The sequence below is a fragment of the Domibacillus tundrae genome, assembly GCF_000970675.1.
GTDB lineage: Bacteria > Bacillota > Bacilli > Bacillales > Domibacillaceae > Domibacillus > Domibacillus tundrae.
Window position 1 is genome coordinate 13,293 of record NZ_LAJA01000003.1, and the last position, 26,027, is coordinate 39,319.

30 protein-coding genes and 2 pseudogenes are annotated in these 26,027 nt (G+C 45.2%); 2 read left to right on the forward strand and 30 right to left on the reverse strand.

Going from position 1 to position 26,027, the window contains the following annotated elements; genetic code table 11:
• Nucleotides 1-26: 26 nt before the first annotated feature.
• The 26 genes and pseudogenes from VQ00_RS04905 to VQ00_RS05030 all read right to left on the reverse strand — a co-directional run bounded on the left by VQ00_RS04905 (nucleotide 27) and on the right by VQ00_RS05030 (nucleotide 20,268).
• Nucleotides 27-569 carry a F0F1 ATP synthase subunit delta gene (locus VQ00_RS04905; protein WP_046179041.1) on the reverse strand — a complete coding sequence of 181 codons (543 nt, stop codon included), beginning with the start codon at nucleotides 567-569 and terminating at the stop codon, nucleotides 27-29.
• Nucleotides 566-1,084 carry a F0F1 ATP synthase subunit B gene (gene atpF / locus VQ00_RS04910; RefSeq protein WP_046179122.1) on the reverse strand — a complete coding sequence of 173 codons (519 nt, stop codon included), beginning with the start codon at nucleotides 1,082-1,084 and terminating at the stop codon, nucleotides 566-568. The genes VQ00_RS04905 and atpF overlap by 4 nt, the downstream gene beginning before the upstream one ends.
• Nucleotides 1,085-1,345: 261 nt before the next feature.
• On the reverse strand, nucleotides 1,346-1,558 hold the full coding sequence (atpE, locus tag VQ00_RS04915; protein WP_045852010.1) for a F0F1 ATP synthase subunit C: 213 nt from the start codon (nucleotides 1,556-1,558) through the stop codon (nucleotides 1,346-1,348).
• A 76-nt stretch (nucleotides 1,559-1,634) separates the two neighbouring features.
• Nucleotides 1,635-2,357: a F0F1 ATP synthase subunit A gene (gene atpB, locus VQ00_RS04920; RefSeq protein WP_046179042.1), complete on the reverse strand. Its 723-nt coding sequence runs from the start codon at nucleotides 2,355-2,357 to the stop codon at nucleotides 1,635-1,637.
• Between the two features lies 1 nt (nucleotide 2,358).
• Nucleotides 2,359-2,751, reverse strand: a complete 393-nt coding sequence (locus tag VQ00_RS04925; RefSeq protein WP_046179043.1) for an ATP synthase subunit I — start codon at nucleotides 2,749-2,751, stop codon at nucleotides 2,359-2,361.
• 6 nt (nucleotides 2,752-2,757) lie between these two features.
• Nucleotides 2,758-2,982, reverse strand: coding sequence for an AtpZ/AtpI family protein (locus VQ00_RS04930; protein WP_046179044.1), 225 nt, complete (start codon nucleotides 2,980-2,982; stop codon nucleotides 2,758-2,760).
• Between the two features lie 255 nt (nucleotides 2,983-3,237).
• Complete coding sequence (gene wecB / locus VQ00_RS04935; RefSeq protein WP_046179045.1) at nucleotides 3,238-4,386, reverse strand: non-hydrolyzing UDP-N-acetylglucosamine 2-epimerase; 1,149 nt, start codon at nucleotides 4,384-4,386, stop codon at nucleotides 3,238-3,240.
• Nucleotides 4,387-4,405: 19 nt separating this feature from the next.
• Complete coding sequence (gene upp, locus VQ00_RS04940) at nucleotides 4,406-5,035, reverse strand: uracil phosphoribosyltransferase (protein ID WP_046179046.1); 630 nt, start codon at nucleotides 5,033-5,035, stop codon at nucleotides 4,406-4,408.
• Nucleotides 5,036-5,177: 142 nt separating this feature from the next.
• Nucleotides 5,178-6,419 (reverse strand): serine hydroxymethyltransferase, encoded by a 1,242-nt coding sequence (gene glyA, locus VQ00_RS04945; protein WP_046179047.1) that lies wholly within the window; start codon nucleotides 6,417-6,419, stop codon nucleotides 5,178-5,180.
• Between the two features lie 162 nt (nucleotides 6,420-6,581).
• On the reverse strand, nucleotides 6,582-7,160 hold the full coding sequence (locus VQ00_RS04950) for a TIGR01440 family protein (protein WP_046179048.1): 579 nt from the start codon (nucleotides 7,158-7,160) through the stop codon (nucleotides 6,582-6,584).
• Nucleotides 7,160-7,609, reverse strand: coding sequence for a ribose 5-phosphate isomerase B (rpiB, locus tag VQ00_RS04955; RefSeq protein ID WP_046179049.1), 450 nt, complete (start codon nucleotides 7,607-7,609; stop codon nucleotides 7,160-7,162). Before rpiB ends, VQ00_RS04950 begins: the two co-directional genes overlap by 1 nt.
• Before the next feature lie 57 nt (nucleotides 7,610-7,666).
• Nucleotides 7,667-8,946 (reverse strand): annotated as a pseudogene (locus tag VQ00_RS04960) (methyl-accepting chemotaxis protein).
• Complete coding sequence (locus tag VQ00_RS04965; RefSeq protein ID WP_046179050.1) at nucleotides 8,943-9,365, reverse strand: low molecular weight protein arginine phosphatase; 423 nt, start codon at nucleotides 9,363-9,365, stop codon at nucleotides 8,943-8,945. The pseudogene VQ00_RS04960 and the gene VQ00_RS04965 overlap by 4 nt, the downstream one beginning before the upstream one ends.
• Before the next feature lie 86 nt (nucleotides 9,366-9,451).
• Nucleotides 9,452-9,973 carry a manganese efflux pump MntP gene (locus VQ00_RS04970; RefSeq protein ID WP_046179051.1) on the reverse strand — a complete coding sequence of 174 codons (522 nt, stop codon included), beginning with the start codon at nucleotides 9,971-9,973 and terminating at the stop codon, nucleotides 9,452-9,454.
• Between the two features lie 126 nt (nucleotides 9,974-10,099).
• Nucleotides 10,100-11,146 (reverse strand): L-threonylcarbamoyladenylate synthase, encoded by a 1,047-nt coding sequence (locus tag VQ00_RS04975; RefSeq protein WP_046179052.1) that lies wholly within the window; start codon nucleotides 11,144-11,146, stop codon nucleotides 10,100-10,102.
• 91 nt (nucleotides 11,147-11,237) lie between these two features.
• Entirely contained in the window at nucleotides 11,238-11,900 is a 663-nt protein-coding gene (locus tag VQ00_RS04980) for a stage II sporulation protein R (protein WP_052728343.1), read from the reverse strand.
• Between the two features lie 45 nt (nucleotides 11,901-11,945).
• A complete protein-coding gene (gene prmC / locus VQ00_RS04985) occupies nucleotides 11,946-12,791 on the reverse strand; it encodes a peptide chain release factor N(5)-glutamine methyltransferase (protein ID WP_082091472.1) in 846 nt (281 codons plus the stop codon).
• Between the two features lie 3 nt (nucleotides 12,792-12,794).
• Nucleotides 12,795-13,865 (reverse strand): peptide chain release factor 1, encoded by a 1,071-nt coding sequence (gene prfA / locus VQ00_RS04990; protein WP_046179053.1) that lies wholly within the window; start codon nucleotides 13,863-13,865, stop codon nucleotides 12,795-12,797.
• A 17-nt stretch (nucleotides 13,866-13,882) separates the two neighbouring features.
• Nucleotides 13,883-14,455, reverse strand: a complete 573-nt coding sequence (locus VQ00_RS04995; protein WP_046179054.1) for a thymidine kinase — start codon at nucleotides 14,453-14,455, stop codon at nucleotides 13,883-13,885.
• 75 nt (nucleotides 14,456-14,530) lie between these two features.
• Entirely contained in the window at nucleotides 14,531-14,743 is a 213-nt protein-coding gene (gene rpmE, locus VQ00_RS05000) for a 50S ribosomal protein L31 (protein ID WP_046179055.1), read from the reverse strand.
• A gap of 128 nt (nucleotides 14,744-14,871) precedes the next feature.
• Nucleotides 14,872-16,155 carry a transcription termination factor Rho gene (gene rho / locus VQ00_RS05005; RefSeq protein WP_046179056.1) on the reverse strand — a complete coding sequence of 428 codons (1,284 nt, stop codon included), beginning with the start codon at nucleotides 16,153-16,155 and terminating at the stop codon, nucleotides 14,872-14,874.
• A 226-nt stretch (nucleotides 16,156-16,381) separates the two neighbouring features.
• Nucleotides 16,382-16,694: pseudogene (locus VQ00_RS05010) on the reverse strand (fructose-bisphosphatase class II); the annotation flags it as partial.
• 95 nt (nucleotides 16,695-16,789) lie between these two features.
• On the reverse strand, nucleotides 16,790-18,073 hold the full coding sequence (locus VQ00_RS05015; RefSeq protein WP_046179125.1) for a UDP-N-acetylglucosamine 1-carboxyvinyltransferase: 1,284 nt from the start codon (nucleotides 18,071-18,073) through the stop codon (nucleotides 16,790-16,792).
• 95 nt (nucleotides 18,074-18,168) lie between these two features.
• On the reverse strand, nucleotides 18,169-18,816 hold the full coding sequence (gene fsa, locus VQ00_RS05020) for a fructose-6-phosphate aldolase (RefSeq protein WP_046179058.1): 648 nt from the start codon (nucleotides 18,814-18,816) through the stop codon (nucleotides 18,169-18,171).
• Between the two features lie 129 nt (nucleotides 18,817-18,945).
• Nucleotides 18,946-19,803: a class II fructose-bisphosphate aldolase gene (locus VQ00_RS05025; protein ID WP_046179059.1), complete on the reverse strand. Its 858-nt coding sequence runs from the start codon at nucleotides 19,801-19,803 to the stop codon at nucleotides 18,946-18,948.
• 102 nt (nucleotides 19,804-19,905) lie between these two features.
• Nucleotides 19,906-20,268, reverse strand: coding sequence for a response regulator (locus tag VQ00_RS05030; RefSeq protein WP_046179060.1), 363 nt, complete (start codon nucleotides 20,266-20,268; stop codon nucleotides 19,906-19,908).
• A gap of 447 nt (nucleotides 20,269-20,715) precedes the next feature.
• Between VQ00_RS05030 and VQ00_RS05035 the strand changes: the two genes are divergently transcribed.
• A complete protein-coding gene (locus VQ00_RS05035) occupies nucleotides 20,716-21,225 on the forward strand; it encodes a DUF2529 family protein (protein WP_172645546.1) in 510 nt (169 codons plus the stop codon).
• A 149-nt stretch (nucleotides 21,226-21,374) separates the two neighbouring features.
• Here the strand turns inward: VQ00_RS05035 and VQ00_RS05040 are convergent, their stop codons facing one another.
• From VQ00_RS05040 to VQ00_RS05050, 3 genes are all read right to left on the reverse strand, one after another.
• Nucleotides 21,375-22,973: a CTP synthase gene (locus VQ00_RS05040; protein ID WP_046179062.1), complete on the reverse strand. Its 1,599-nt coding sequence runs from the start codon at nucleotides 22,971-22,973 to the stop codon at nucleotides 21,375-21,377.
• Between the two features lie 163 nt (nucleotides 22,974-23,136).
• Complete coding sequence (rpoE, locus tag VQ00_RS05045; RefSeq protein ID WP_046179063.1) at nucleotides 23,137-23,694, reverse strand: DNA-directed RNA polymerase subunit delta; 558 nt, start codon at nucleotides 23,692-23,694, stop codon at nucleotides 23,137-23,139.
• 97 nt (nucleotides 23,695-23,791) lie between these two features.
• Nucleotides 23,792-24,013 carry a hypothetical protein gene (locus tag VQ00_RS05050; RefSeq protein WP_156153973.1) on the reverse strand — a complete coding sequence of 74 codons (222 nt, stop codon included), beginning with the start codon at nucleotides 24,011-24,013 and terminating at the stop codon, nucleotides 23,792-23,794.
• A 293-nt stretch (nucleotides 24,014-24,306) separates the two neighbouring features.
• Between VQ00_RS05050 and VQ00_RS05055 the strand changes: the two genes are divergently transcribed.
• Nucleotides 24,307-25,284, forward strand: coding sequence for a YsnF/AvaK domain-containing protein (locus VQ00_RS05055; RefSeq protein WP_046179065.1), 978 nt, complete (start codon nucleotides 24,307-24,309; stop codon nucleotides 25,282-25,284).
• A gap of 84 nt (nucleotides 25,285-25,368) precedes the next feature.
• Here VQ00_RS05055 and VQ00_RS05060 read toward each other — a convergent pair whose 3' ends face one another.
• On the reverse strand, nucleotides 25,369-26,016 hold the full coding sequence (locus tag VQ00_RS05060) for a TetR/AcrR family transcriptional regulator (protein ID WP_046179066.1): 648 nt from the start codon (nucleotides 26,014-26,016) through the stop codon (nucleotides 25,369-25,371).
• Between the last annotated feature and the right edge of the window lie 11 nt (nucleotides 26,017-26,027).

The following is a 26,027-nucleotide window of genomic DNA, read 5'->3' on the forward strand; positions in this document are numbered from 1 at the left end:
AAGAAGCTTAAATGCTTCTATCTAAATTATAAATTTGTCGTTAATTGTTTTTCAAGACGGTTTAATTTGCCACGCAAAGTGCCGTCAAAAATGCGGTTGCCGATCCGGACTTTTAAGCCGCCCAGAAGATTCGGGTCCACAATGTTTTCAATGTTTAACGTCTGCTTGCCGACTTTACGGGAAAAAGTATGAGATACGCTCACTTTTTCTGCTTCTGTCAGTGGACGCGTGGAAAAAACAGTGGCATCAGCTATGCCGCGTTCTTCATTAGAAAGCTTAATAAATTCCTCACATACAGCTACGATTTCATTGGCACGCCGGCGCTCAACAAGCAGCTTTAGCGTATTTAAAACGGTTACTGATGCGTGGGCAGCCAGTGTATTAACTAGGGCCTGCTTGTCTGCCACTGATAAGTTCGGCGATTCCAACAGTTTGGAAATTTCGCTATTTTCATCGATGACCTGTTTTATGACGCGCAGTTCCTGGTCATACTTCGCTACTTCGTTTTTTTCTTTTGCCAGTTCGAAAAGCGCGATCGCGTAGCGTTTTGCCGCTCCGGATTTACTCATCGCTCTTCCCCTGCCTCTTTAATGTACTCATTAATTAACTGTTCCTGGTCTGCAGCTGAAAGATCTTTTTCAATCACTTTCGAGGCGATCATCACAGATAATGCAGCCACTTGCTCACGCAATGAGTTCATTGCGTTATCACGCTCTTGCGCAATTTCAAGCTTCGCAGATTCTTTCAAGCGTTCTGATTCTGCACGAGCAGCCGCAAGAATTTCTGTTTTTTGCTCTTCGCCGATTTTCTTGGCGTTTTCAATTGTATTCTGTGCTTCAAGGCGGGCTGTTTTTACTTCCACACGTGTTTGTTCTAATAATTGATTCGCTTCGACACGGCTTTTTTCAGCCGCTTCGATTTCCGATGCAATATGCTCTTCACGCTGAGTCATGATGCCCATTAATGGCGCCCAAGCAAACTTTTTCAGCAATGCGAGCAAGATGATAAACATGAGTAATTGGAAGATGATGTCGCCGCCATTAAAGCCGGCGCCCGCTCCAAGTACGTATGCGTTTGTCGTCACGATCATTTCACTCCCTTCAAGAGGTTCGTGTTCTTTCCTATTAATAGAAAAAACATTCCAATAAACGGTTATTGCGATTTACACATAAAGGAATGGCGAAGGCTCCCATAAGAATGTGATCTTCGCCATAAATTTGTACTATGTCCAGCTATGACGGCCAGACTCTCGGGGTCATAAGTGTCACCGGCCATGTGGCAAAAAGCGCCACACATCCAATGCCCCTTATGCCTGTCGAGTCTGATCAGGCCGTCTCCGCATTTCTTATTGTCCTTGTACCATGAACGCGATTACTACGGCGATGATAGGAATCGCCTCTACTAGTGCTACCCCGATGAACATTGTTGTTTGGAGCATACCACGTGCTTCTGGCTGACGAGCCATACCTTCGACTGTTTTCGATACGATCAGACCGTTACCTACACCGGCACCAACGGCCGCTAAACCAATTGCAATTGCTGCTGCTAAAAGACCCATGTTAATTTTTCCTCCTTATTTTTGAAAACCTGATTTACTAAAATTTGTTTGTCCAATGGCTGAACAGGTAATTATATTAATGGTCATCGCTCACTTTATGTGAGATATAAACCATCGTTAACATAACAAAGATGAATGCCTGAATGGCACCAACGAAAACAGAGAAGCCCATCCATGCAAGTGTCGGAATGACAGCTGCTAGATGTCCGCCAACGCCTGTAGCAAGCGATCCTGCAAGTAGTGTAAGCAGAATCTCACCGGCAAAGATGTTACCATAAAGCCGGAGACCAAGTGTAAGCGTGTTGGCAAATTCCTCGATAATTTTCAGCGGGAACATAAACCACATCGGGCGGAAGAAATCCTTTCCGTATTCGGAAAAACCTTTCATGCGGATCGCATAATAATGAGACAAGCCCACTACCATTACGGCCAGCGTGAGTGTGACAACCGGATCGGCTGTCGGTGATTTCCACCATAAATAATCGTTATAAACAATCGCGAACGGAAGTCCGAGCATATTGGATACGAAAATGTACATAATCAGTGTGATTCCAAGAACATGGAATCGCCCGCCTGTCTTCCAGTCCATATTGCTTTTAACAATCCCTTTGACAAAGTCCATGACCCATTCAAAGAAGTTCTGTATTCCGGTCGGTTTCAATGCCAGCTTTCGTGTAGCGAGCACCGCGATCAGAAATACAATGACACTGGCTACTGTAATCATCAGCATGTTTGCCAGATTGAACGTCAATGTCACCCCAAATATTTCAGGATGAATTAATGGAGACTTATGATCCAAATTATTTCACCTCTTTCCCGTTCGTGCGTTTTATAATATGTTGGATTCCAAAATCTATCATAATCACTGCATAAGCAGTCATTAATCCAATAACGGTGCTGATCAAATTGAATTGATCCGGGTTTTGGAGAGCGATCATTGCTGCAAGTGCTGCAGATCCCATCCTCAGAATGGTGCCAAGAGATGGAATCTTCCGTCCATCTTCCACTGCTTTGCTGAAGCGTTCAATTCTTCTTGCGATAATCCAGTGGTTGTAAAGACTGAGCGCAGTCCCTAAGATCAGTCCTGCATAAACAGCTTGAGCGGACGTAAATCCCCAGCCGATGACGAAGATGGCAAGCAGATAAAGCAAATATTTTCGCTGTCGTTTAATGGAATGCTGGAGTTCGGGCATTGATTGCTAGTCTCCTGAATTGAAATGTTGAATTGTCCGCAGCATGGCGTAAATTCCTGCCGAGAGGCCTCCCAGCAGTCCGATGATTAAAAAAAGAGGCACTGTATTGAAATGGTTGTCAAGCGCCAGACCTGCAAAAATACCGGCAATCATCGAGCCGGCGAGCTGAGCAAGTACAGCACTATAAAGCGCCATCGCCCTAAAAGGTCGGTTTTTCTGATTCCGGTTCATCACACACCTCAATCGTATGCTTGACGACATAAAAAAACAGCGGCAAAAAAACGGTTACACTATGTATAAAACCCATTCTCCTTACCCTTTGTTAGCATACAATAGCCCTTTTTCAATGTCAATGTGTTGTGAACGAAAACCTCAGCAGCCAACACGGATATTTCACAAAATGCTCATACTTTTTCCATTTTTTCCGAACGTTCATTTCAAAATAGAAGAAGGTCGTCCGCTATTTTAGACGACCTTCTTCTATTTTTATTTCACTTCAAATCGCTCTGGCTTGTTCTTTGCCGCTTTAAAGTAATAGCGAATCGCGTCACAAATGCGGCGTGACGCTTCCCCATCACCATATGGATTCGATGCTTTCGACATTTTTTCGTAAGCAGTCTTATCTGTCAGAAGCTCGGAAGCAAGTGAATAAATTGTTTCTTCATCAGTACCGGCAAGTTTCAATGTTCCGGCGTCAATCCCCTCAGGACGTTCTGTAGTATCGCGCAAAACGAGAACCGGTACACCAAGTGACGGTGCTTCTTCCTGCACGCCCCCTGAATCCGTCAAGATAATGTGGGCACGCTCTGCAAAGTTATGAAAATCAATAACATCGAGCGGCTCAATTAAATGAATGCGTGGATCGTTGCCCAGAATCGAATCGGCCGTTTCACGAACGACTGGATTTAAATGAACCGGGTAGACAACTTGAATGTCATCATGATCTTCGACAAGACGCTTGATCGCGCGGAACATATTTTTCATCGGCTCGCCGAGATTTTCACGGCGGTGTGCGGTCATTAATACGAGACGGTCGGCGCCGAGCTTTTGCAGCACTTCATGTGTATACTCGTCTTTCACTGTCGTTTTTAATGCGTCAATCGCCGTGTTTCCTGTAACAAAAATCGCTTCCTGATTTTTATTTTCATTCAACAGGTTTTGCTCAGATTGTGCTGTCGGTGAAAAATGAAGATCTGCCATCACACCTGTCAGCTGGCGGTTCATTTCTTCAGGGAACGGTGAGTATTTATTCCACGTACGAAGACCCGCTTCCACATGGCCAACCGCAATCTGGTTGTAAAATGCAGCAAGACCTGCAACAAATGTCGTTGTTGTGTCACCGTGAACAAGCACTATATCCGGCTTGACGTCTTTCATTATCTGGTCGAGCCCTTCAAGTCCACGCGTTGTTACATCGATCAACGTCTGACGGTCTTTCATAATATTCAAATCATAATCCGGTGTAATATTGAAAATGTTGAGCACCTGGTCAAGCATTTGGCGGTGCTGTGCTGTTACGGTTACGATGGCTTCAAATTCTTCCGGACGTTTTTTTAATTCTAAAACGAGCGGTGCCATTTTAATCGCTTCCGGCCGCGTGCCGAAAATCGTCATTACTTTAATCGGGCGATCCATTCTCTCCACCTGCTTTTCTTTATTTGGTTCCGAATAACCGGTCGCCGGCATCACCAAGACCCGGAACGATGTAGCCTTTTTCGTTTAGCTTTTCATCCAGTGAAGCAATATAAATGTCCACATCCGGATGTGCTTCTTTTAATAAATCCACGCCTTCAGGAGCTGCAATCAGACACATAAATTTAATATTTTTCGCGCCGCGTTTTTTCAGGGAATTAATCGCTTCAATCGCAGAACCGCCTGTTGCAAGCATTGGATCGACAACGATGAAATCACGATCTTCCACATCCGTAGGAAGCTTCACATAGTATTCAACCGGCTGAAGCGTTTCCGGATCACGGTATAACCCGACATGACCCACTTTTGCAGCAGGAATGAGTTTAAGCACTCCGTCCACCATACCAATACCCGCGCGCAAAATTGGCACAATTCCTAACTTTTTGCCGGCCAGCACTTTTGCTTTTGCATCACAAACCGGTGTTTGAACCGTTACTTCTTCAAGCGGCAAATCGCGTGTAATTTCAAACGCCATTAATGTGGCTACTTCGTCTGTCAGATCACGGAAATCTTTTGTGCCAGTGTTTTTATCACGGATCATCGTCAATTTGTGCTGAATTAACGGATGATCAAATACATAAACTTTTCCCATCATTTTCACTCCTCATTTATACGCTCATGCAAAGCCAATCCTATTTTACTTGAAAAGCACAATGCGGGCAACCGAATGAGAATTGGAATATTCTGCAGCATCGTGAAAAAAACTGCCGGCGCACGGCCGGCAGTTTGTTTTTTTATGCTTCCTGGTAAAGCGCATAATTTGATGTTAAAGAAGCCACACGTTCAGCCGCTTCTTTCAACACCGCTTCATCTTCATGGTTTTTCAATGTTTTCGCAATGATTGACGCTACTTCATCCATTGCCGCAAGATCGAATCCACGTGATGTAACCGCTGCTGTACCGATACGGACACCACTTGTTACAAATGGGCTTTCCGGATCATATGGAATCGTATTTTTGTTTACAGTGATGCCGACTTCGTCCAATACAGCTTCCGCCACTTTACCTGTCAGGCCAAGTGAACGAAGGTCGATCAATAGAAGGTGATTGTCTGTTCCGCCTGACACGATGTCGATGCCTTCGTTTTTCAAGCCTTCAGCCAAACGGCTTGCATTATCGATCACGTTTTGCGCGTATACTTTAAAATCATCCTGAAGCGCTTCGCCAAATGCAATCGCTTTTGCAGCAATAACGTGCATAAGCGGACCGCCCTGAATACCAGGAAAAATGGATTTATCGAATTTTTTGCCAAACTCTTCAGTTGACAGAATCATTCCGCCGCGTGGACCGCGAAGCGTTTTGTGTGTTGTTGTTGTCACAAAGTGCGCGTATGGAATTGGGCTTTGGTGAAGACCTGCAGCAACTAAACCAGCAATATGCGCCATGTCCACCATCAAGTAAGCGCCGACTTCATCCGCAATTTCACGGAACTTTGCGAAGTCGATTGCACGCGGGTATGCACTAGCACCTGCAACGATTAATTTCGGCTTGTGCTCAAGCGCTTTTTGACGAACATCTTCATAATCGATTAATTGCTCGTCTTTTGTGACACCATATTCAACAAAATTATATTGAACACCGCTGAAGTTAACGGGGCTTCCGTGTGTTAAGTGGCCGCCGTGAGATAAATTCATGCCAAGAACCGTGTCGCCTGTTTCTAAAACAGCAAAGTAAACACCCATGTTTGCCTGTGCACCTGAATGCGGCTGAACGTTTACATATTCTGCACCGAAAAGTTCTTTTGCACGATCGCGCGCCAAATCTTCCACAACGTCAACGTGCTCGCAGCCGCCGTAGTAGCGTTTGCCTGGATAGCCTTCTGCATATTTATTCGTTAAAACCGAACCTTGTGCTTCCATTACCGCTTCCGATACGAAGTTTTCTGACGCAATCAGCTCAATCTTCGTTTGCTGGCGCTTTAGTTCATCTTCAATTGCTGCAAATACAGCCGGGTCTTGCGCTTGAATTTTACTCATCGTTGTTCCCCTTCCCGATCTATAAAATAATGTATACGAATAGTTGTTAAAAAATCCTCTTTCATAATAACATGTTTTCCGAATCTTTCAACTGCATTTTATGCTTTTTTACGTCTTTTCCGTAAAAAAAGGGCTGTCTCCCACAAAAAAGACAGCAATTCCTTAACATTCAGGCCCATTCAAATCGCTTACATTCGTTTTTTCGTAAACAGCACGCGGACCGCCGATTAATTTCGGACGCGTTCTCGCCATTGTTACATGTGCCGCACCCACCGAGTTACCGGACGTACGAACCGGCACTGCCACGTGTTTTAAATGCATGCCAATAAACGTATCGCCAATGTCAATCCCGCCGTCTGCTTTGACAAATTCAACGAGCACGCAATCTTTTTGCCCGAATGCATATGCTGCCATGGCACCGCCAGCTGTCCGAACAGGCACAGCGGCCACTTCATCATAGCCGAATTTCTCAGCAGTTTGGCGCTCAAGCACAACCGCCCGGTTTAAATGCTCACAGCATTGAAAAGCCAGATGAACACCTGTTTTCTTTGCAAATGAATCCAGTACTTCATAAAGAGCAGCAGCTGTTTCATCCGTGCCGGCTGTACCGATCCGGCCTCCGGCGACTTCAGAAGTAGAACAGCCAACGATAAATAACTGTCCTTTCTTAAACTGCGCTTGCTCCTGCAGCTCCAAAAGAAGTGTCTCTAACGCTTGCTGGAACGCAGCGGACGCGTCCATCACAGCTCACTCTTTTCTTCATATTCCGCAATTTTTCCAATCCGTGTGGCATGGCGGCCTGCTTCAAAGTTCGTTGTCAGCCATGTTTGGGCAATTTCCCGTGCAAGCCCGGCTCCGATAACCCGCTCGCCCATCGCAATGATGTTTGTATCGTTATGCTGGCGGGTCAGTTTGGCGCTGTACACATCGTGAACAAGTGCGCAGCGAATGCCTTTCACTTTGTTTGCCGTAATCGACATGCCAATGCCTGTCCCACAAATTAAAATTCCCCGGTCAAATTCGCCTGCCGCTACTTTTTCTGCTACTGGGATGGCATAATCCGGATAATCAACAGACGTGGCACATTCACAGCCGAAATCTTCATATTCAATACCGAGTTCTTGCATTAATGTTTTAATCTCTTCGCGAATGTTCATGCCGCCGTGATCTGATGCAATTGCCACCTTCATGTTAAAACGCTCCTTTCAAGCTTTTCTGTTTTTATTTTCTCATATTTTACGCGAAAACTACAATTTGAAACGGGTAATAACCGACTTTAACTCGGCCGCATGCTCCTGCAATTTTTGGCTGATTCCGCCGATTTCGTGAATAACATCCGATTGTGTATGAGCCGCATGTGTGACTTCATTTGCACCGGCGGAGGCTTCTTCTGCGATCGCCGCCACTTCTTGAGATTGGCGTGTTGTTTGTTCGATTTTGCCCATCTGCTTGTCAACGAGACGCGAAATTTCTTCGACTTCTGCTGCCATACTGTTAATTTTTCCGCTAATGTGGCCAACCGCTTCTTGGGCGGATGCTCCTTTTTTAACGCCTTCTCCAGCCGCTTTCGCCTGATCGGTAATTTTACGGACGACATGATCAACTTCAAGCTGAATTTGCTTAACGAGAGCGGAAATGCTTTTTACCGCCGTGGCACTTTCATCTGCCAGCTTCCTTACTTCCTCTGCCACAACTGCAAATCCTTTTCCATGCTCTCCAGCGCGTGCTGCTTCAATTGAGGCATTAAGCGCCAGTAAATTTGTCTGCGCGGCAATGTCGCCGACAAGGCTGATGACATTGCCCACCTTGCGCGCATTTTCTTCAAGTGCCCTTACCGCTTCGAGTGATTCTATATTGTCCGCAGCAAGTGTATCCATGCCGGAAATAAGGGATTGAAATGCTTGCCGGCTTATGTCCAGTTCCTGTACCATACTGCCTGCTTTGTGAGCGGATTCCTTTGCTTTTTTCTGTACTGATCCTGCAATGTCCGCTACTTCCTCCATTGCTTCGGCTGTCGCCTGGACAGCGTGCGCCGAACTTTCCCGATCTCCTCAGCCGTCTGCGCCATGCCGAGCGCCTGCTGTGCCGCCTGACCGCTAATCTCTGCGATATGCCCGACACTTTCATTTGTGACAGAAAAATTGCTTTCAATGCTTTGCACCATCGTCCGCAAATTGGTCAGCATATCATTAAATGTGACGCCGAGCGCCCTGATTTCATCGTCACTTTTCGGAAGTTCCACTTCATGTTCAATCCGCCCTGAAGCCGCCGCGTGAGCCGCTGATTCGAGCCGGACGATTGGGTTTACAAAATAGGAAGCAGCAAAATAAGCCAAAATCGCTGACCAAAGAATGCCAAGTGCCATCGTCCCAATGGTAAAAACCATTTCGTTTATATGTGAAAAATAAGCCGGATATACGTAATACATAAATAACGCACTAAACGTATACGTTATGAGTGCAAGCAATGTAACGAGCACGACGAGTTTTTTTCGAATGCCAAATGAATATGATTTTTTCTCTCTCATTTCCGTGCCTCCTTTTCAAGCCATCTGCTTATGTAATGGTCTAATTCTTCAAATGTCTTTCTGTATGCGGAATCGGGACCACCAAATGGGTCTGCCACGTCACCGTCTATTTCTTTTAGCAACGTTACTTTATCCCGAAAATGGGGAAAGTGAATGTCAATCAATTGTTTATGTGACGATGTCATCGTCAAAACCGAATCTGCCCAGTCAAGTAATTCTTCCGTTACTTGAGAAGAAGTATGATGATGCGGAATGCCTTTTTCGGCTAACACTGTGGTGGTTCCTTTCGAAGCCGGCTCACCTGGATGTGCATATAAACCTGCCGATTTTACTTGCCACTCCGGTTTCTTTTGACGCAAAATCGCTTCCGCCATCGGACTTCGGCATGTATTGCCTGTACACACAAACAAAATATTCATAAAAACCACCTTTGCATCCGTTTTCTTTCATTATAAAGGAACGGTTTACAGGAAAATAGTCCTTTTCGTGAAGAAAAGGACTTCCGCTAAACAAATATCCATTTTAAACCAATTAACAATAGAAGCACTCCCCCTGCCGCTTCACCCGCTTTCCCTGCGGCTGTACTGATCCGGCTGCTGAACATAAGACCGGCCATTGTCATACAAGCGGCACATACACCAAAGCTTATGACCGCTATCGACTTGTCCATCCCAAGCACACCGAGTGACAGCCCGGTTGAAAAGCTGTCCATGCTTACCCCAAACGCAAAAAGCACCATCCCAAGTCCTGCCGGCTTTTTTCGTTCCTCTTTTTTGAAAAAAGACAATACCATTTGCAGCCCGGTAAGCGCGAGCACTATACCGCCCGCCGAATAGAGGATATCACCAAATAGTCCGTGCAATTCACTGCCTGCTGTCATGCTGATCAATGGCAGTAAAATATGCATAATGCCGACCGCTGCACTTAACATCAGCTTGTCCAAAAGCCCCATGCGCCTCATTCCAACAGCCAGTGCTGCACCAAATGCATCTGCCGACAGCGCCAATGATAAAATAAAAATATCCATGCTTATTTATATGCTTTTTGATTTTTTCTATACACGTAATGGGGAGGAACAATGAATATGAGTGATGTTTTCGGCTTTCGCTTTTCAGATAAGAAAAAAATAAAGCAGGCTGCTCATGCAGCCTGCTTACTTCGTTTTAATCCATTTATCCCCTGCCGCTTTTTCCAATCTGTTCATAATGGCAGCTCCGACTCCTTCTGTCGGAAAAGCTTCCGCAACAATAACATCAACCGGCTGTTCATTAAACGACCGGAGCGCTCCATATAATTCTTTTGCGACAGAAGCTAAATCGCTTCGGCAACCGCATGTTATAACCGCTTCGGCTTTGTACATTGCAGCGCTTTCTGCTGCCGCAAGCACACCGACTTTTTTTCCTTCCGCACGCCACTCATCGACTTTTTCCTGAATCACGGCGGGCAGTCCTTCCATTATGTAAAGAGGCGCTTCAGGCGCATAATGCGCATATTTCATGCCTGGTGCTTTCGGAGTCTCTTCTTTTTGTTTTAGTGTCGTATCTGTATCTGTTTTTCCGGCTATCGCTTCAATATCGGCCTGCGTAATACCGCCCGGGCGCAGTACAACAGGATAGTCTCCTGTGCAGTCGACAACGGTGGACTCAAGTCCGACTCCTGTTTCCCCGGCATCCAATACACCGGCGATACGCCCGTTTAAATCATCCAGCACGTGCTTTGCAGCTGTTGGGCTTGGCTTGCCGGAGCGGTTCGCGCTTGGCGCCGCGACCGGAACGCCCGATTCTTTAATAAGCGCCAGCGCCGCAGGATGATCCGGCATGCGAATCGCGACTGTTTGGAGACCAGCCGTTACACGCTCGGACAAGACTCCTTCTTTTTTCGGCACAACGACAGTCAGTGGTCCCGGCCAAAACGCATTCATCAACAGATATGCGTATGTCGGAATCGAATGTGCCAATTTGTCCACGTCCGCCTGATCCGCAATGTGGACAATTAGCGGATTATCGGACGGACGGCCTTTCGCTTGAAAAATTTTTTCCACAGCATTGTCTAATTTCGCTTGTCCACCCAGTCCATAAACCGTCTCTGTCGGAAAAGCAACCACGTCACCATTTCGAATAAGGTCGGCTGCTTCTTTTATATGTGGATAATGTTGATGAGTTATAACCGACTTATCCACAACCCAGTGTTTCGTCTCCATATTCGTCACCTTTACTTTTTTATTCACAAAATCTAATATAATCCTATTTTTTTATATATAAATCCACTTTCTAATTCATTTACAAACAAAGTTATTCACAATATGTGTATAACTCATCCGCTTTTGTGTATAACTGTGTGGATGATTGTGGATTTTTTGCAATTGTTGTACAAAGTGACTTGATATCATTTTTTGTGACAATGGCTTTATCATTCACCTTTATAGGATCTTCACTCTGCAGCTCTTCCCATAATTCGATGACCGCCCACTTGTATTCCGGTTTTTCCTCTTCTTCTTCTGGAAAACAAAACGATGGATACAGCAGGCACCACCAGTTATCCCCCTGTCCATCCCCAATGGTGATAACAAGTGATTCGTATTCACCTGGCGGATACACATAGCGGCCATACTGCTTAGCAGGAAATGCTTCTGTACCGAAAGAAACTTGTACGTTTTCGCCGGCCGCTTTTGACGCATTGCTTGTCACATCTTGTACATTTTCTGCGATCAGTACTCGCGCTTCTTCGCGTGACTGCGCTTTAGCAGCCCACTCTCCGATTTGAGCCGCCACCGCTAAATGAACGCGCTCTTTTCTTTCTTGCTCTGCTTTGCTATTATCATGCGCTACTACCCTTATACGGATCGCCTCATCCGGAATACCGCCTGCTGCCGGATCCGCCGGGGCAAAGTACATCATAAAGCAGGCAGCTGCTGTAAGTCCATATACATATAAAATAAGAATTTTTGTTTTCATTTTGTCATCCCTCCCGGCAATCAGTATCACCGGAACAGAACAATCTTAAACGTACAAAAATACCATTCTATCTTTTCCGTTAATATCATACACAATCTCTGTTTCCCTGTCTGGAAAAGACGCTTGAAATATCGCGGCCACGTCTTTTGTTTGGCCGGCGCCTGTCTCTACGCCCACCAGCCCGCCTTTTTTCACTAAAAGTGGCAGCTGTTCGGCTAATTTCCGGTACAAATCAAGCCCATCTTTTCCGCCAAATAAGGCCATATGCGGCTCGTAATCCACAACCACTGTGGACAATGTTTCTCGTTCATTCACAGGAATATATGGCGGATTAGATAGCAAAACATCTACAAACAATTCCCGCTCTATTAATGGCGCCGCCAAGTCGCCATGTAAAAAAATGATCTCCGCTCCAAGCACTGCGGCATTTTGAGCGGCTGTTTTGATTGCTTCCGCTGATAAATCAACTGCGTAGACATCTGCATCCGGTCTTTCCGCCTTCATCGTGACCGCAATGGCCCCGCTGCCGGTACCAATGTCAGCAATAACAGGATTTATCCTCGTTTTTATTTTTTGGAGTGCTTGATAGACGAGTTCTTCCGTTTCTGGGCGCGGAATGAGTACATCGCCGTTGACGATAAACGACCGCCCGTAAAAGTCTTCTGTGCCTATCAAATGCTGCACCGGCACTCCTTTTGCATGATCTGTAACCATTTGTTGAAATTCAGCCGACTGCTCATCTGTCAATCGGTCATGCAGACGCGCCAGGAGATCAGAACGGCTCGTCTTTAACACATGCTTCATGACAAGTTCGCCTGCATTCGCGTCGCGGCCATGCTCCATTAAATAAGAAGAAGCCCACTTTAGGGCTTCGTATACTTTTTGTTCCACAGGTTAATCCTCCAGGTTTTCAAGGCGGCTTGATTGATCTTCCACAATAAGCGCGTCGATCACTTCGCCAACCTTGCCCTCAAGAATTTGATCCAGCTTTTGGATCGTCAACCCAATCCGGTGATCCGTGAGACGGTTTTGCGGAAAATTGTACGTACGGATCCGCTCGGAACGATCGCCTGTACCAACCGCTGATTTACGCACTGCATCGTATTCAGCCTGCGCTTCTTTTTGAAATTTGTCATAAATGCGCGCACGCAATACTTTCATCGCTTTTTCTTTATTTTTAATTTGCGATTTTTCATCTTGGCACGATACAACAATTCCTGTAGGCATATGAGTCAGGCGGACGGCAGACATCGTCGTATTAACCGATTGGCCGCCTGGGCCGCTTGACGTGAACGTATCAACCCGGATATCTTTGTCGTGAATGTCAATTTCAACTTCTTCTGTTTCAGGCAAAACAGCGACCGTCGCGGTTGATGTGTGAATCCGGCCGCCTGACTCCGTTTCCGGCACGCGCTGCACACGATGTGCCCCGTTTTCATATTTCAGCTTGGAATACGCACCGCGGCCGTTGATCATAAAAATGATTTCTTTATAGCCGCCGACACCCGTTGTACTCGCTTCAATGACATCGATTTTCCAGTTATTCGCTTCTGCATAGCGCGAATACATCCGGTACAAGTCACTGGCAAAAAGGGCGGCTTCATCGCCCCCGGCTGCGCCACGAATTTCCATAATGACATTTTTATCGTCATTCGGGTCTTTTGGAACCAACAAAATTTTCATCCGCGCTTCAAGATCCACCAATGTTTCTTCGAGCTCGCTCATTTCTTCTTTGACCATCTCACGCATGTCCGCATCCAGCTTATCGTCAAGCATCGCTTTCGCGTCCGCATATTGCGCTTTTGCCTCTTTGTATTGCCGATAGACTTCCACTGTTTCTTGTATGTCAGATTGCTCTTTAGAATAATCGCGCAGCTTCGTCGAATCGTTGACGATTGCCGGGTCACTGAGCAGTTCATTTAGCTTGTCATAGCGGTCTTCCACCGCCTGTAATCGATCAAACATTCAGTTCACCTCATTTATTAAAGCGGCGGATTTTGATGGCATTTCCGACAAACCGGATAATAGGAATCATTGCCGCCAATTTGAATTTGTTCACCTGTATAAACCGGCTTACCCGCCTCATCTACGCGTAAATTCATCGTTGCTTTCCGCTCACAGAACCAGCAGATTGTTTTCATTTCCTCTACTTTATCCGCGTAAATGAGCATATATTGGCTTCCTTCAAATAATTCGTTTTGAAAGTCATTTTTCAAGCCGAATCCCATAACCGGAATGTTTAGTTCATCTACAATTCTCGCCAGTTGCAACACGTGTTCTTTTGATAGAAACTGCACTTCATCCAGTAAAATACATGATGGATTAGACGGATCGCTTTTCACTTCATCGAATACGTTCGTATCTGCAAATACTGGACGAGCCGGGCGGCGAAGACCAATACGACTGGAAATGTAGCCGACTTCATCCCGCGTGTCGAGTCCGGATGTAAACAAAAGCACACATTTATTTTGTTCTTCATAGTTATTCGCAACTTTTAAAATTTCAATCGACTTGCCGCTGTTCATTGCGCCATATTTGAAAAAAAGCTGGGCCATGCTGGTAGTCCCTCCGTTTTTACATACAAAAAAACAGGCAAGCAGTTTTCACTCCTTGCCTGTCCCTTTTTATCATTATCTTGCTTGATCTTTAATACCGTATTTTTTGTTGAAGCGATCCACACGTCCGCCTGCGTCAGCAAATTTCTGACGACCAGTGTAAAATGGATGGCATTCAGAGCAAACCTCTACGCGAATTTCTTCTTTTACGGAACCAGTGTTAAACTCATTTCCGCATGCACATTTAACAAGTGCTGTTTTGTAGTTAGGATGAAGTCCTGCTTGCATGTCTTTTCTCTCCTTCCGCCCTGAGTCATTCCGAAACAGAGTTAAATATAACCAGGCGCTAGTCCTAATTATTTATTTCATTCATACAAATTCTATTATAGCAGGCACCATTAAAAATTGCAAATGTGTTACAGCATTTTTTTCGATGCACCGTTTTTCTTCGTTTCCGCAAGCAGCTGGGCAATAAAGTCTTCATTGTTTTTCGTCTGACGGAGACGACGGAGTACTTTATCGGCCAAGTCTGGCGCATCCGACATCGTTTTCCGAATTGCCCATACCATATCAAGCTGTTCTTTCCCAATCAGGAGCTCTTCTTTTCGTGTGCCTGAGCGGCGAATATCGATTGCCGGGAAAATACGGCGCTCGGCCAGTGAACGGTCGAGATGAAGCTCCATATTGCCGGTTCCTTTAAATTCTTCATAAATGACATCATCCATCCGTGACCCTGTATCGACGAGTGCGGTTGCTAAAATCGTCAAGCTGCCACCTTCTTCAATATTACGCGCGGCTCCGAAAAAGCGCTTCGGACGATGAAATGCTGCCGGGTCAATCCCGCCGGAAAGCGTTCGGCCGCTCGGTGGAATGACAAGGTTATATGCACGGGCAAGACGTGTAATCGAATCCATTAAAATAACAACATCACGCTTATGCTCAACGAGGCGCATTGCACGCTCAAGCACAAGTTCCGCCACTTTAATATGATTTTCCGGCACTTCATCAAACGTTGAGCTGACGACTTCGGCCTCAACCGACCTTTCAATGTCGGTTACTTCTTCTGGACGTTCATCTATCAGCAGAACGATCAGCTCCGCTTCCGGATGATTCGCCGAGATCGAGTTGGCAATTTCTTTTAACAGCATCGTTTTCCCTGCTTTTGGCGGCGCTACGATCAATCCGCGCTGGCCAAAACCGACCGGGGACACAAGGTCCATGATACGGGTTGATAAATGCTTTGATTCGAGCTCAAGCATAATGTGCCGGTCCGGATAAAGCGGCGTAAGAGCCGGAAAGTGAACACGTTCTTTCGCTGTTTCCGGGTCCTCTCCATTAACGGCTTCTACATGCAAAAGGCCGTAATACCGTTCATTTTCTTTTGGAGGACGAACTTTTCCGGATACTTTATCACCGTTCCGAAGATCAAAGCGGCGGATTTGGGAAGCGGAAATGTAAATATCTTCTGAGCTGGCTGAATAGTTGATCGGACGAAGAAAACCGAAGCCTTCTGATTGAATAATTTCCAATACACCTTCCATGAAAAAGAAGCCTTGCTGTTCAGCACGTGCTTTTAAAATGGCAAAAATAAGTTCTTTTTTGGTGAGCTTGCTATAGTAGGAGATTTTGTACGTTTTGGCAAGTTCATATAGTTCCTTCAGCTTTAAGTTTTCAAGATAATTGATTGTAAGTTCTTCCATTATGGCACCACACTTTATTAAATTGATTTTTAAGAGGGAGGGAGGTCGATAGCCGGCAATCTTGAAGCATTCTAGACGAGTGGGCAGATGAAGCAAAACAGCGGAGAACCGGACCGGCTGCACCGCTGTTAGTATGTTTTATGGTTTATGGTTTATGGTTTATGGTTTAATGACAAGGTTAGGTTTTTTATTTAAGCTATGGCGTCCATCGACAAAACGGACCGTCAAGAACAGCCAATGCATTCCAGCCGCCCGCTGCGACAATGTTTGTTCCCTCAAGTGGATCAACTGCAACATCAACACGTGGACCGTATCCGTTTCCAAGCTTTTCACCGATATAAAGCATAGGGGCTTCATCCATTTCCCCTTCGCCGATTACAACCGTGCCTTTCATCGGAATCGTATCAAATACATCACGCATGGCTGATGTTGCTGCACCGTCCGCTTCGTCTTTCAGGCCGCCGCCCAATCCAGCGTGCTGACGCTTGCGCCGCTGCTTCGGTTACACGAACCAGTTCCATCGATAAACTTCTCTCCATTGCTCCCTACCCCCATACGACGAACAAACAGCGGCCTTATGCCACATATTCTCTATATATTGTAACACATTTACCATTTGTTCATCATAACCTTATCAACTTTTTATTTCGCTATATTCTTCTGCCGTCATTTCTTCCCGCCAAATATTGGCGCCGAGCGCTGTGAGTTTTTCCGCGAGATTGCTGTAGCCGCGGTCAATGTGCTCAAGTCCGGTTACTTCTGTTACGCCATCTGCCATTAATCCGGCCAGCACAAGCGCTGCACCCGCACGCAAATCACTCGCTTTCACTTTCGCACCCTGCAGCTGAACCGGTCCATTAATGATTGCAGAACGACCTTCTGTTTTCACATTTGCTCCCATACGGCGCAGTTCATCAATATGTTTGAAACGTGCTGGATAGATCGTATCGGTCACAATGGCCGAACCAGACGCTTTCGTTAAAAGCGATGTAAATGGCTGCTGCAAGTCCGTCGCAAACCCTGGATATACAAGCGTTTTAATGTCGACAGTTTTAAGGCTTTCCGCCTTCCCAACAAAAATGCGGTCTTCCCCGAGTTCAATCGGCACGTTCATTTCACGCAGCTTAGCTGTTAATGATTCCATATGAAGCGGAATGACATTATCAATAATAACGCCTTCGCCAGCGGCAGCTGCCATAATCATAAATGTTCCTGCTTCAATACGATCCGGAATAATGGAGTGGCGGCAGCCTTGAAGCCGTTCAACACCGTCGATGCGGATTATATCCGTGCCGGCCCCTTTAATGTTGGCACCCATATTTGATAAAAGTGTTGCAACATCAATGATTTCCGGCTCTTTTGCAGCATTTTCAATAATCGTCTGTCCTTTTGCCTTGACAGCCGCCAGCATAATATTAATTGTGGCCCCGACGCTGACAACATCTAAATAAATTCGCGCACCGCGCAGCTCCTTGGCACGCAAATAAATCGCGCCCTGCTCATTGGTTATTTCTGCACCGAGCGCTTCAAATCCTTTAATATGCTGGTCGATTGGACGAGGACCAAGGTGGCAGCCCCCCGGTAAGCCGATAACCGCTTTGTTGAAACGGCCAAGCATCGCACCCATCAAATAATAAGATGCGCGCAGCTTTTTGACTTTTCCGTTCGGGAGCGGCATGGCCGTCATGTTCGTCGGATCGATCTTCATCTCACCGTCTTTAAACGTCACGTTTCCACCGATTTCCTCCAAAAGACCTTTCAGCATATGAATATCAGAAATATCCGGCAGTCCTTCGATAGTGATCGGAGATTCCGCCAAAATGGCAGCCGGCACAAGGGCAACGGCGCTATTTTTAGCCCCGTCTACCTTGATCGTTCCTTTTAACGGATGACCGCCTTCAACTTTTAACTTTTCCATCATGTTGTACTCCCTTCTTCCTGTGTAAACGGAAAGCGGGAAAGCTTTCTTGGTAGTCGTAGTTTAACCGATAACAATCGTCTCATGTACGATTCTTACTTCGCTTTGCGTTTTTCCCAGTCAGCCAGGAATCCTTCGATGCCTTTATCCGTTAACGGGTGTTTGAATAATTGCTCAAGCACTTTGTAAGGTGTTGTCGCAATGTGTGCGCCTTTTAATGCTGCCGCTGTAATATGCTGCGGATGACGGATAGATGCTGCAATGATTTCTGTTTCAATCCCATGAATCACAAAAATGTCGGCAATTGTTTCGATCACTTCAAGTCCGTCTTGTCCAATATCGTCCAAACGGCCAAGGAATGGCGAGACGTATGAAGCACCTGCACGAGCTGCCATTAATGCTTGGTTCGCACTAAAAATAAGAGTGACATTCGTTTTAATGCCTTCTTTAGCGAATACTGCGACCGCTTTCAAACCTTCCGGCGTCATTGGTACTTTCACCGTAATGTTTGGCGCGATTTTCGCCAGTTCGCGGCCTTCTTCAATCATGCCTTCCGCATCAAGCGCGATGACTTCCGCACTCACTGAATCCGAAACAAGCTCGGTAATTTCACGAAGACGGTCGTGGAATGGGATGGTTTCTTTCGCCACCAATGATGGGTTTGTCGTAACACCAGAGAGGATGCCCCAAGAATGTGCTTCGCGGATTTCGTCGATGTTAGCCGTGTCGATAAAGAATTTCATTAAATATTCCCTCTTTTCAGTTCATTTTATTATATAGACAACAACCGCCTATTCGTTAAAAAAGGCGGTTCTTGTTGTGATCTTATCATTAAGTTTCAGTTAACATGGTCAAAAGCTAAGAACGCCGTCTTATGCTTGGCCAGAAGAACCGAATTCACGCATTTTGCCGATTACTGTTGCTTTAATCGCATCACGTGCCGGTCCAAGGTATTTACGTGGATCGTACTCGTTCGGTTTTGCTGCAAGTGTTTCACGCACTGCTTTTGCAGAAGCGATTTGGTTTTCTGTGTTTACGTTAATTTTAGCAGTTCCAAGAGAAACTGATCTCTCAATGTCTTTTGTTGGGATGCCTGTACCACCGTGAAGAACAAGCGGAAGACCAGTTGCTTTTCCGATCTCTTCCATTTCTTTGAAACCTAAGTTAGGCTCACCGCTGTAAGGACCGTGAACAGAACCAAGCGCTGGCGCCAGGCAGTCGATGTTTGTGCGTTTAACAAGCTCTTCGCATTCTTTTGGATCTGCGTAAATAACGCCGTCAGCAATAACGTCGTCTTCTTGCCCGCCTACTGTGCCAAGTTCCGCTTCAACTGAAACGCCTTTTGAATGTGCATATTCCACAACTTGAGAAGTTGTCGCAATGTTTTCTTCAAATGGATGGTGCGATGCGTCAATCATGACAGACGTGAAGCCTGCATCGATCGCTTCTTTACATTTTTCAAAGCTTGAACCGTGGTCAAGGTGAATGGCAACAGGTACAGTTGTACCATAGTCTTCCATCAAACCTTCCACCATTTTTACAACTGTTTTAAAGCCGCCCATGTAACGAGCCGCGCCTTCAGATACACCAAGGATTACTGGTGACTTTTCTTCTTCAGCTGCCTGAAGGATCGCTTGAGTGAACTCAAGGTTGTTTAAGTTGAATTGGCCTACTGCGTATTTTTTCTCTTTCGCAGTGTCTAACATTTCTTTCATTGATACTAATGGCATTTTGGTTCCTCCTCTAAGGGAAATGTTTGCTTCATGAAAAAAACCACATTTGTATCATATCAAATTCATCTTTTTATTACCAACAGAATCTACCCTATTCCATTAATGAGTTAAATGCTCTTTAACGGTTTTGCGAATATCATCAATGTCAAAAGGCTTCGGAACGTGCATAATGGCGCCGATGTTTTTGGCTTCTTGAATCATATCCAGCTCCCCATAGGCGGTCATAATAATCGCCCGGATATTCGGGTTTTCCGCTTTCATTCTTTTTAAGATCTCGATCCCATCCATACCCGGAATTTTCATGTCGAGCAAAACAAGATCGGGGTTTTGTTCTTTCGCCAATTGAATCGCTTCCGGGCCGTTCGCCGCCTGCAATGTTTCATATCCTTCTTTTTTCAGCACTTCGTTTAATAAAATCCGGATGCCGTATTGGTCATCCACAATGAGTATCTTTGCCGCCATTCGATATTCCTCCTATGTGTCGCTTGCCGTTTTTGTCTTTTTACTTACATTCGACGAAATCATTCAAATTCCTTTTTTCAATTTACTTAAACAGGATGTTCTGGATTCTCCGTTGCGCACAGGACGTGTGCGTTTTAGGAGAATTTCACTTGAACAGGATGTTCTGGATTCTCCGTTGCACACAGGACGCGTGCGTTTTTAGGAGAATTTCACTTGAACAGGATGTTCTGGATTCTCCGTTGCACACAGGACGTGTGCGTTTTTAGGAGAATTTCACTTGAACAGGATGTTCTGGATTCTCCGTTGCACACAGGACGTGTGCGTTTTTAGGAGAATTTCACTTGAACAGGATGTTCTGGATTCTCCGTTGCACACAGGACGTGTGCGTTTTTAGGAGAATTTCCTTATAATGAAGAAAAACAGAAAGAGTGATTCGATTTGTCGAAAATGTTTATGACGCAGCTGAGCGGTTTATTAAAAAAGATTAGTGAAAAAGAAGAATTCCCGCTTGAAGATGCGGGACGTTTACTAGCTCAAAGCTTAATGAGCGAAGGATCTATATATATAAAAGGATTTGATGAAATGGCCGCGATTGAGATCGAAGCGGTTCACGGTGCCGAAGTGCTTGACGGTGTAAAGAGCTGGACAACAGATGCCCGGTTGACTGAAGCAGATCGCCTGCTCGTGGCAACGCGCTTTTCAGACGATCCTGATGCATTGCGGCTGGCTGAAAAGCTTCATGAAGACGGCATTCCATTTGTGGCACTGGCATCAAAAAAAGATGAATCCGGTATCGACGAGTTAGCCGATGTGTTTATCGATCTGCATTTGACAAAAGGACTTTTACCGGATGATGAAGGCGGAAGAACTGGGTTTCCCTCTTCTATTGCGGGGCTGTACGCCTACTTCTTGCTTAAAATGACGATTGAAGAAATTGCAGCTGAATATGGAGAGTGATAACGGTCGAGATAATAAGCTGAACGGTTGAAAAAATTTTCCCCGACCGTCTTTTCGATTTCTCCCACCTCCCTCTTGTTTATTTCAGCTGTCAGTCAAAAAAATTACCTAAAAAAACGGAACCCGATTGAAATCCGGTTCCGTTTTTTTTAATTATTTTCAATTGATGCTTGAACAAATTCTCTGAATAGGGGCTGTGGACGTGTCGGACGCGATGTGAATTCTGGGTGGAACTGCGCGGCGACAAACCACGGGTGATCCGCAAGCTCAACGATTTCAACGAGACGACCATCCGGACTTGTACCAGAGAAAATAAAGCCATTTTTCTCCATTTGCTCGCGGAATTCGTTATTGAATTCGTACCGGTGGCGATGGCGTTCGTATACAATTTCTTCATTGTAGGCTGCGCGCGCCCGCGTTTCCGGCTTTAATTTACATGCATACAAGCCAAGGCGAAGCGTGCCGCCAAGGTCTTCAATGTCTTTTTGTTCCGGCAGAAGATCGATAATCGGATATGGCGTTTTCGGCATAATTTCTGCAGAATGGGCACCTTCTAAGTTCAGCACGTTGCGTGCGTATTCGATTGATGCGAGCTGCATGCCCAGACAAATACCAAAAAACGGAACATTATTTTCACGCGCATATTGAATCGCAGCCAGTTTTCCGTCAATGCCGCGATCGCCGAATCCGCCCGGCACGAGAATGCCCGCTGCATCCTTTAAGCGTTCTGCTGCATTTTCCTGGGACAATTCCGCTGAGTTAACCCAGTCGATTTCAATATCTGTATCAAACTGATAGCCCGCATGTTTTAATGATTCCGCAACAGAAATGTAGGCATCCTGCAATTCAACGTATTTCCCGACAAGGGCAATGCGTGTTTTATTCGGCAGGTTGCGCACTTTGTCTACGAGCGCGTTCCACTCTGTCATGTCGGCTTCATGGCACTGCATTTTTAGCAAGCGGCAAACAAGTTCGTCCATATTTTGTTTTTGAAGCATAAGCGGAACAGCATACAACGTGTCAGCATCTGTGGCTTCAATAACCGCTTCTTTCGCGATGTCGCAAAAAAGAGCCAGCTTATCTTTCATGTCCTGTGAAATCGGCATTTCCGTCCGGACAACAATAATGTTTGGCTGAATGCCTAAGCTGCGCAATTCTTTTACGCTATGCTGTGTCGGCTTTGTTTTCATTTCGCCAGCTGCTTTTAAATACGGAATAAGCGTACAGTGAATGTACAAAACGTTATCTTGGCCAACATCACTTTTAATTTGGCGGATCGCTTCTAAAAACGGAAGGGACTCAATGTCACCGACCGTGCCGCCGATTTCTGTAATGACGACGTCTGCACCTGACTCTTTGCCCGCACGGAAGACGCGCTCTTTAATTTCATTTGTAATGTGCGGAATAACCTGCACCGTGCCGCCCAAATATTCACCGCGGCGCTCTTTGCGAAGAACCGTAGAGTATACTTTACCTGTTGTAATATTGCTCAGCTTCGTTAAGTTAATATCAATAAAGCGCTCATAATGACCAAGGTCAAGATCCGTTTCTGCACCGTCATCCGTTACGAATACTTCTCCATGCTGATACGGACTCATCGTTCCCGGATCTACGTTAATGTACGGATCAAATTTTTGAATGAATACCTTTAATCCGCGATTCTTCAGCAAGCGGCCGAGAGATGCAGCAGTGATGCCTTTTCCAAGAGATGAAACAACGCCGCCTGTTACGAAAATATATTTCGTCAAAGTGAAAATCCTCCTTAAATGGTTCTAATTCTCCAAAAAATACAAAAAACGCCCCGCTTACTTCTCAGTAAGAGGAGCGTTATCGACTAAATTCTTCGTCTCATAAAGAGCCCAAATAAAATACTACAATTCGCGACTGAAATAGTCAAGGGAAGATTCTTGTTTATTTATCGCCGAGATTGTACTCGTCCTCGGCACCCTCTTCTTTCTCAAAGTCATCATCTTCATCATCTTCATCATCTTCATCAATTTCGACAACATCCAGGCCGTCTTCAAGATCTTCATCCAGATCCTCTTCCTCGACGTCAAGATCTTCCTCCACCTCATCAAAATCTTCTTCTTCTTCAAAATCAATGAGGACCTCTTCTTCTTCTAGGACTTCTTCTTCAAAGTCATCCACAACGGCCTTCTTCGCTTTTTTCTTACGTGTTTTCACTGGTGCGTTTGTCGTTTCTTCTTCCAGTTTTTCAACTGGATACCAGGCACGAAGCCCCCAGCGGTTTTCACCAAGCGATAAAAAGCTCCCGTCAATATTTAGATCTGTATAAAACTGGACCATACGGGATTTTAATTCCTGTTCTGAAATCTCCAAATGCTTTTTAATTTCAGCCAGCAGGTCTTTAAACAAAATTGGTTCACGTTTGTCGGCAAGGATCAAATGTGCCAGTTCAAGGAATGACATTTCTTTTAATTCTTCTTTCGAATGTTGCAAGCTCACCATCCGCACTTCCCTTCTCTATTTGCACGCCCAAAAAAAGAGCAAAAACGTTTTTGGCATATTCTCCATTATAAACAAAAAATATGGCTCTACGCCATATTTATGTGATGATTTCTGCTTTTTTTCCTGCGGGAGCACTGGAATGGCTCATTTGCTTCGTTTCTCGGCGCTTTTTTGCCCTTCCTGTCACTTCATCATACGTTTTATAAAAGAAAAAAATCGAAAGAAGCAGGAACGGAACAGCCCCAAATTGTTTCATATAAAGCCAAGAAGATCCAATTGAGACAACTGCAATTGTTAAATAGGTAAGAAACTGCCTCACGCTTTCACGTCCTTTCTTTCGACATTTTTCACTCAATTTTATATTCACATTCCTAATTATACCTTCTTACTATAATAAGAATATGTATGAAATGTAAATTTAATTATAAGTATTCCCACTTTTTCAAAAAATAACTCGATTTCACCCGTATTTTAACCAAAAAAGAAACTTTCAATATAGACATGCATCCTTATAACCATTTTCAATCCAATTAGTTTTAGGCTGCGTTAACCGGGTAAATGAAAGAGCAGAAGCACCCACAAATAAAAACCTTTTAGGAGGGTACAAATAACATGGATAACAAAAAATTTATTGGTGTATACCACAATGAAACGGATTTACTGGCGAAAATGGATGAATTAAAAGCAAATGGCTATGCAGAAGAAGATATGTATATTACTGTGAAAGATAAAGAGGCGGTTTCAATGGTTCGCGGCCGGACAAACGCTGAGATTGAAACGGCAGGCGGCTCATGGGGAGACCGTTTTATGTCTTTCTTATCAGGCGTTGATCCGATCCGAGGTGCATTCAGTAATATGGGCGTTTCGGATGAAGAAGCAGATCGTTACTATACAGAAGTTGAAAACGGCGGCATGCTTTTGTATGTAGACCGTGATTATGGCAGCCGCTACGGCAGCGATTATGATCCAAGCAGCACAGTCGGCATCGCTAATGGAAATACAGCGGATTTAGCTGGAGAACGTTTAGAGCCGATTGATTATGACGCTCTTGATAACATGAACCGGAACCAGGAACGTTCTTCGATAGATACTGGTCTGACAGATACGAATCTAGGCGGCAATATGCATACCGAGCGGGACAGACTGCGGACAGATGACACGTTAAGCGAAAAAGAAACGCTTCGTTTGCATGAAGAACGCTTAAATGTAAATAAAGAACGCGTTCAAACGGGCGAGGTTTATGTTGAAAAAGAAGTCATTGAAGAAGAGCAGGTCATTGACGTGCCGGTTGAGCGCGAAGAAGTATTCGTTGAACGCCGCCCGGTGACAGACGGCGACCTTACAGCAACAGACGATGATTTAACCGCATTTGACGATCGTGATCGTGCATTTAAAGATGATGGAGAAACGATTCGTGTCCCAATTACGGAGGAACGCGTTGAAGTAACGAAAAAACCGGTTGTAACAGAAGAAATTGTCATTGGCAAACGAAAAGTGGAAGAGACAGAAACAGTCCGCGATACAGTTCGTCGTGAGGAAGCACACATTGAAGAAGACGGCAAAATACGCACAGGCCGTGATTTGCTTTAACATTAAGGATCCAAGGCTAACTTCGCCGCGTCCTGCGGCAACGCCTGCGTGACCTGCATCACGCAGGCCCAAGAAAATCCGCTCTCAGCTGAGGGCGGATTTTTTTTGATATCCTGTGAGACCGTCAAACAAAAGATCTGTCTGCAGGTCAATGTATTCTTCTAGTGCAAAGCTTTTTTGCAGCATCCAGCGTCGGAAACCCCACATTTGCCCTTGTACAAAGATATTTTGCGCCAGCAAATGAACGTGTGCTTCGCTCATTTCCAGCACACCGCGGTCGACGCAGCGCTGAATAAGTGTCTCAAACATGCCCGTCATATCCACTTCTTTTTGCAGCACGTATGGAAGCGCATCTTTTGAGAGCGACTTTGCTTCCTGATACATGACAAGCACTTCATCCTGCATTTCATCGATTACGTGGAAATAATAACTGATCCCAAGCTTTAGACTTTCTAATGTTCCTTGTTCAAGGTCAATTTGCTGCAGCCGGCTTTTCACTTGATCGTAAATACTGTCACAGACAAGATAAAGGACATCCTCTTTTGTCCGAATATACTCATATAACGTGCCAATGCTAAAACCGGCCGCTTTAGCAATTTCACGGGTCGTCGTCCGGTGAAATCCTTTTTGCTTGAAAAGCTGCACAGAGCCGCGAATCATTTCTGCCCGGCGCTTTTCAATGAGCTGTTCATCTTTAACCGACGTATGCACTGGCCGTTTCGTTTGTTCCATTCATAACACCG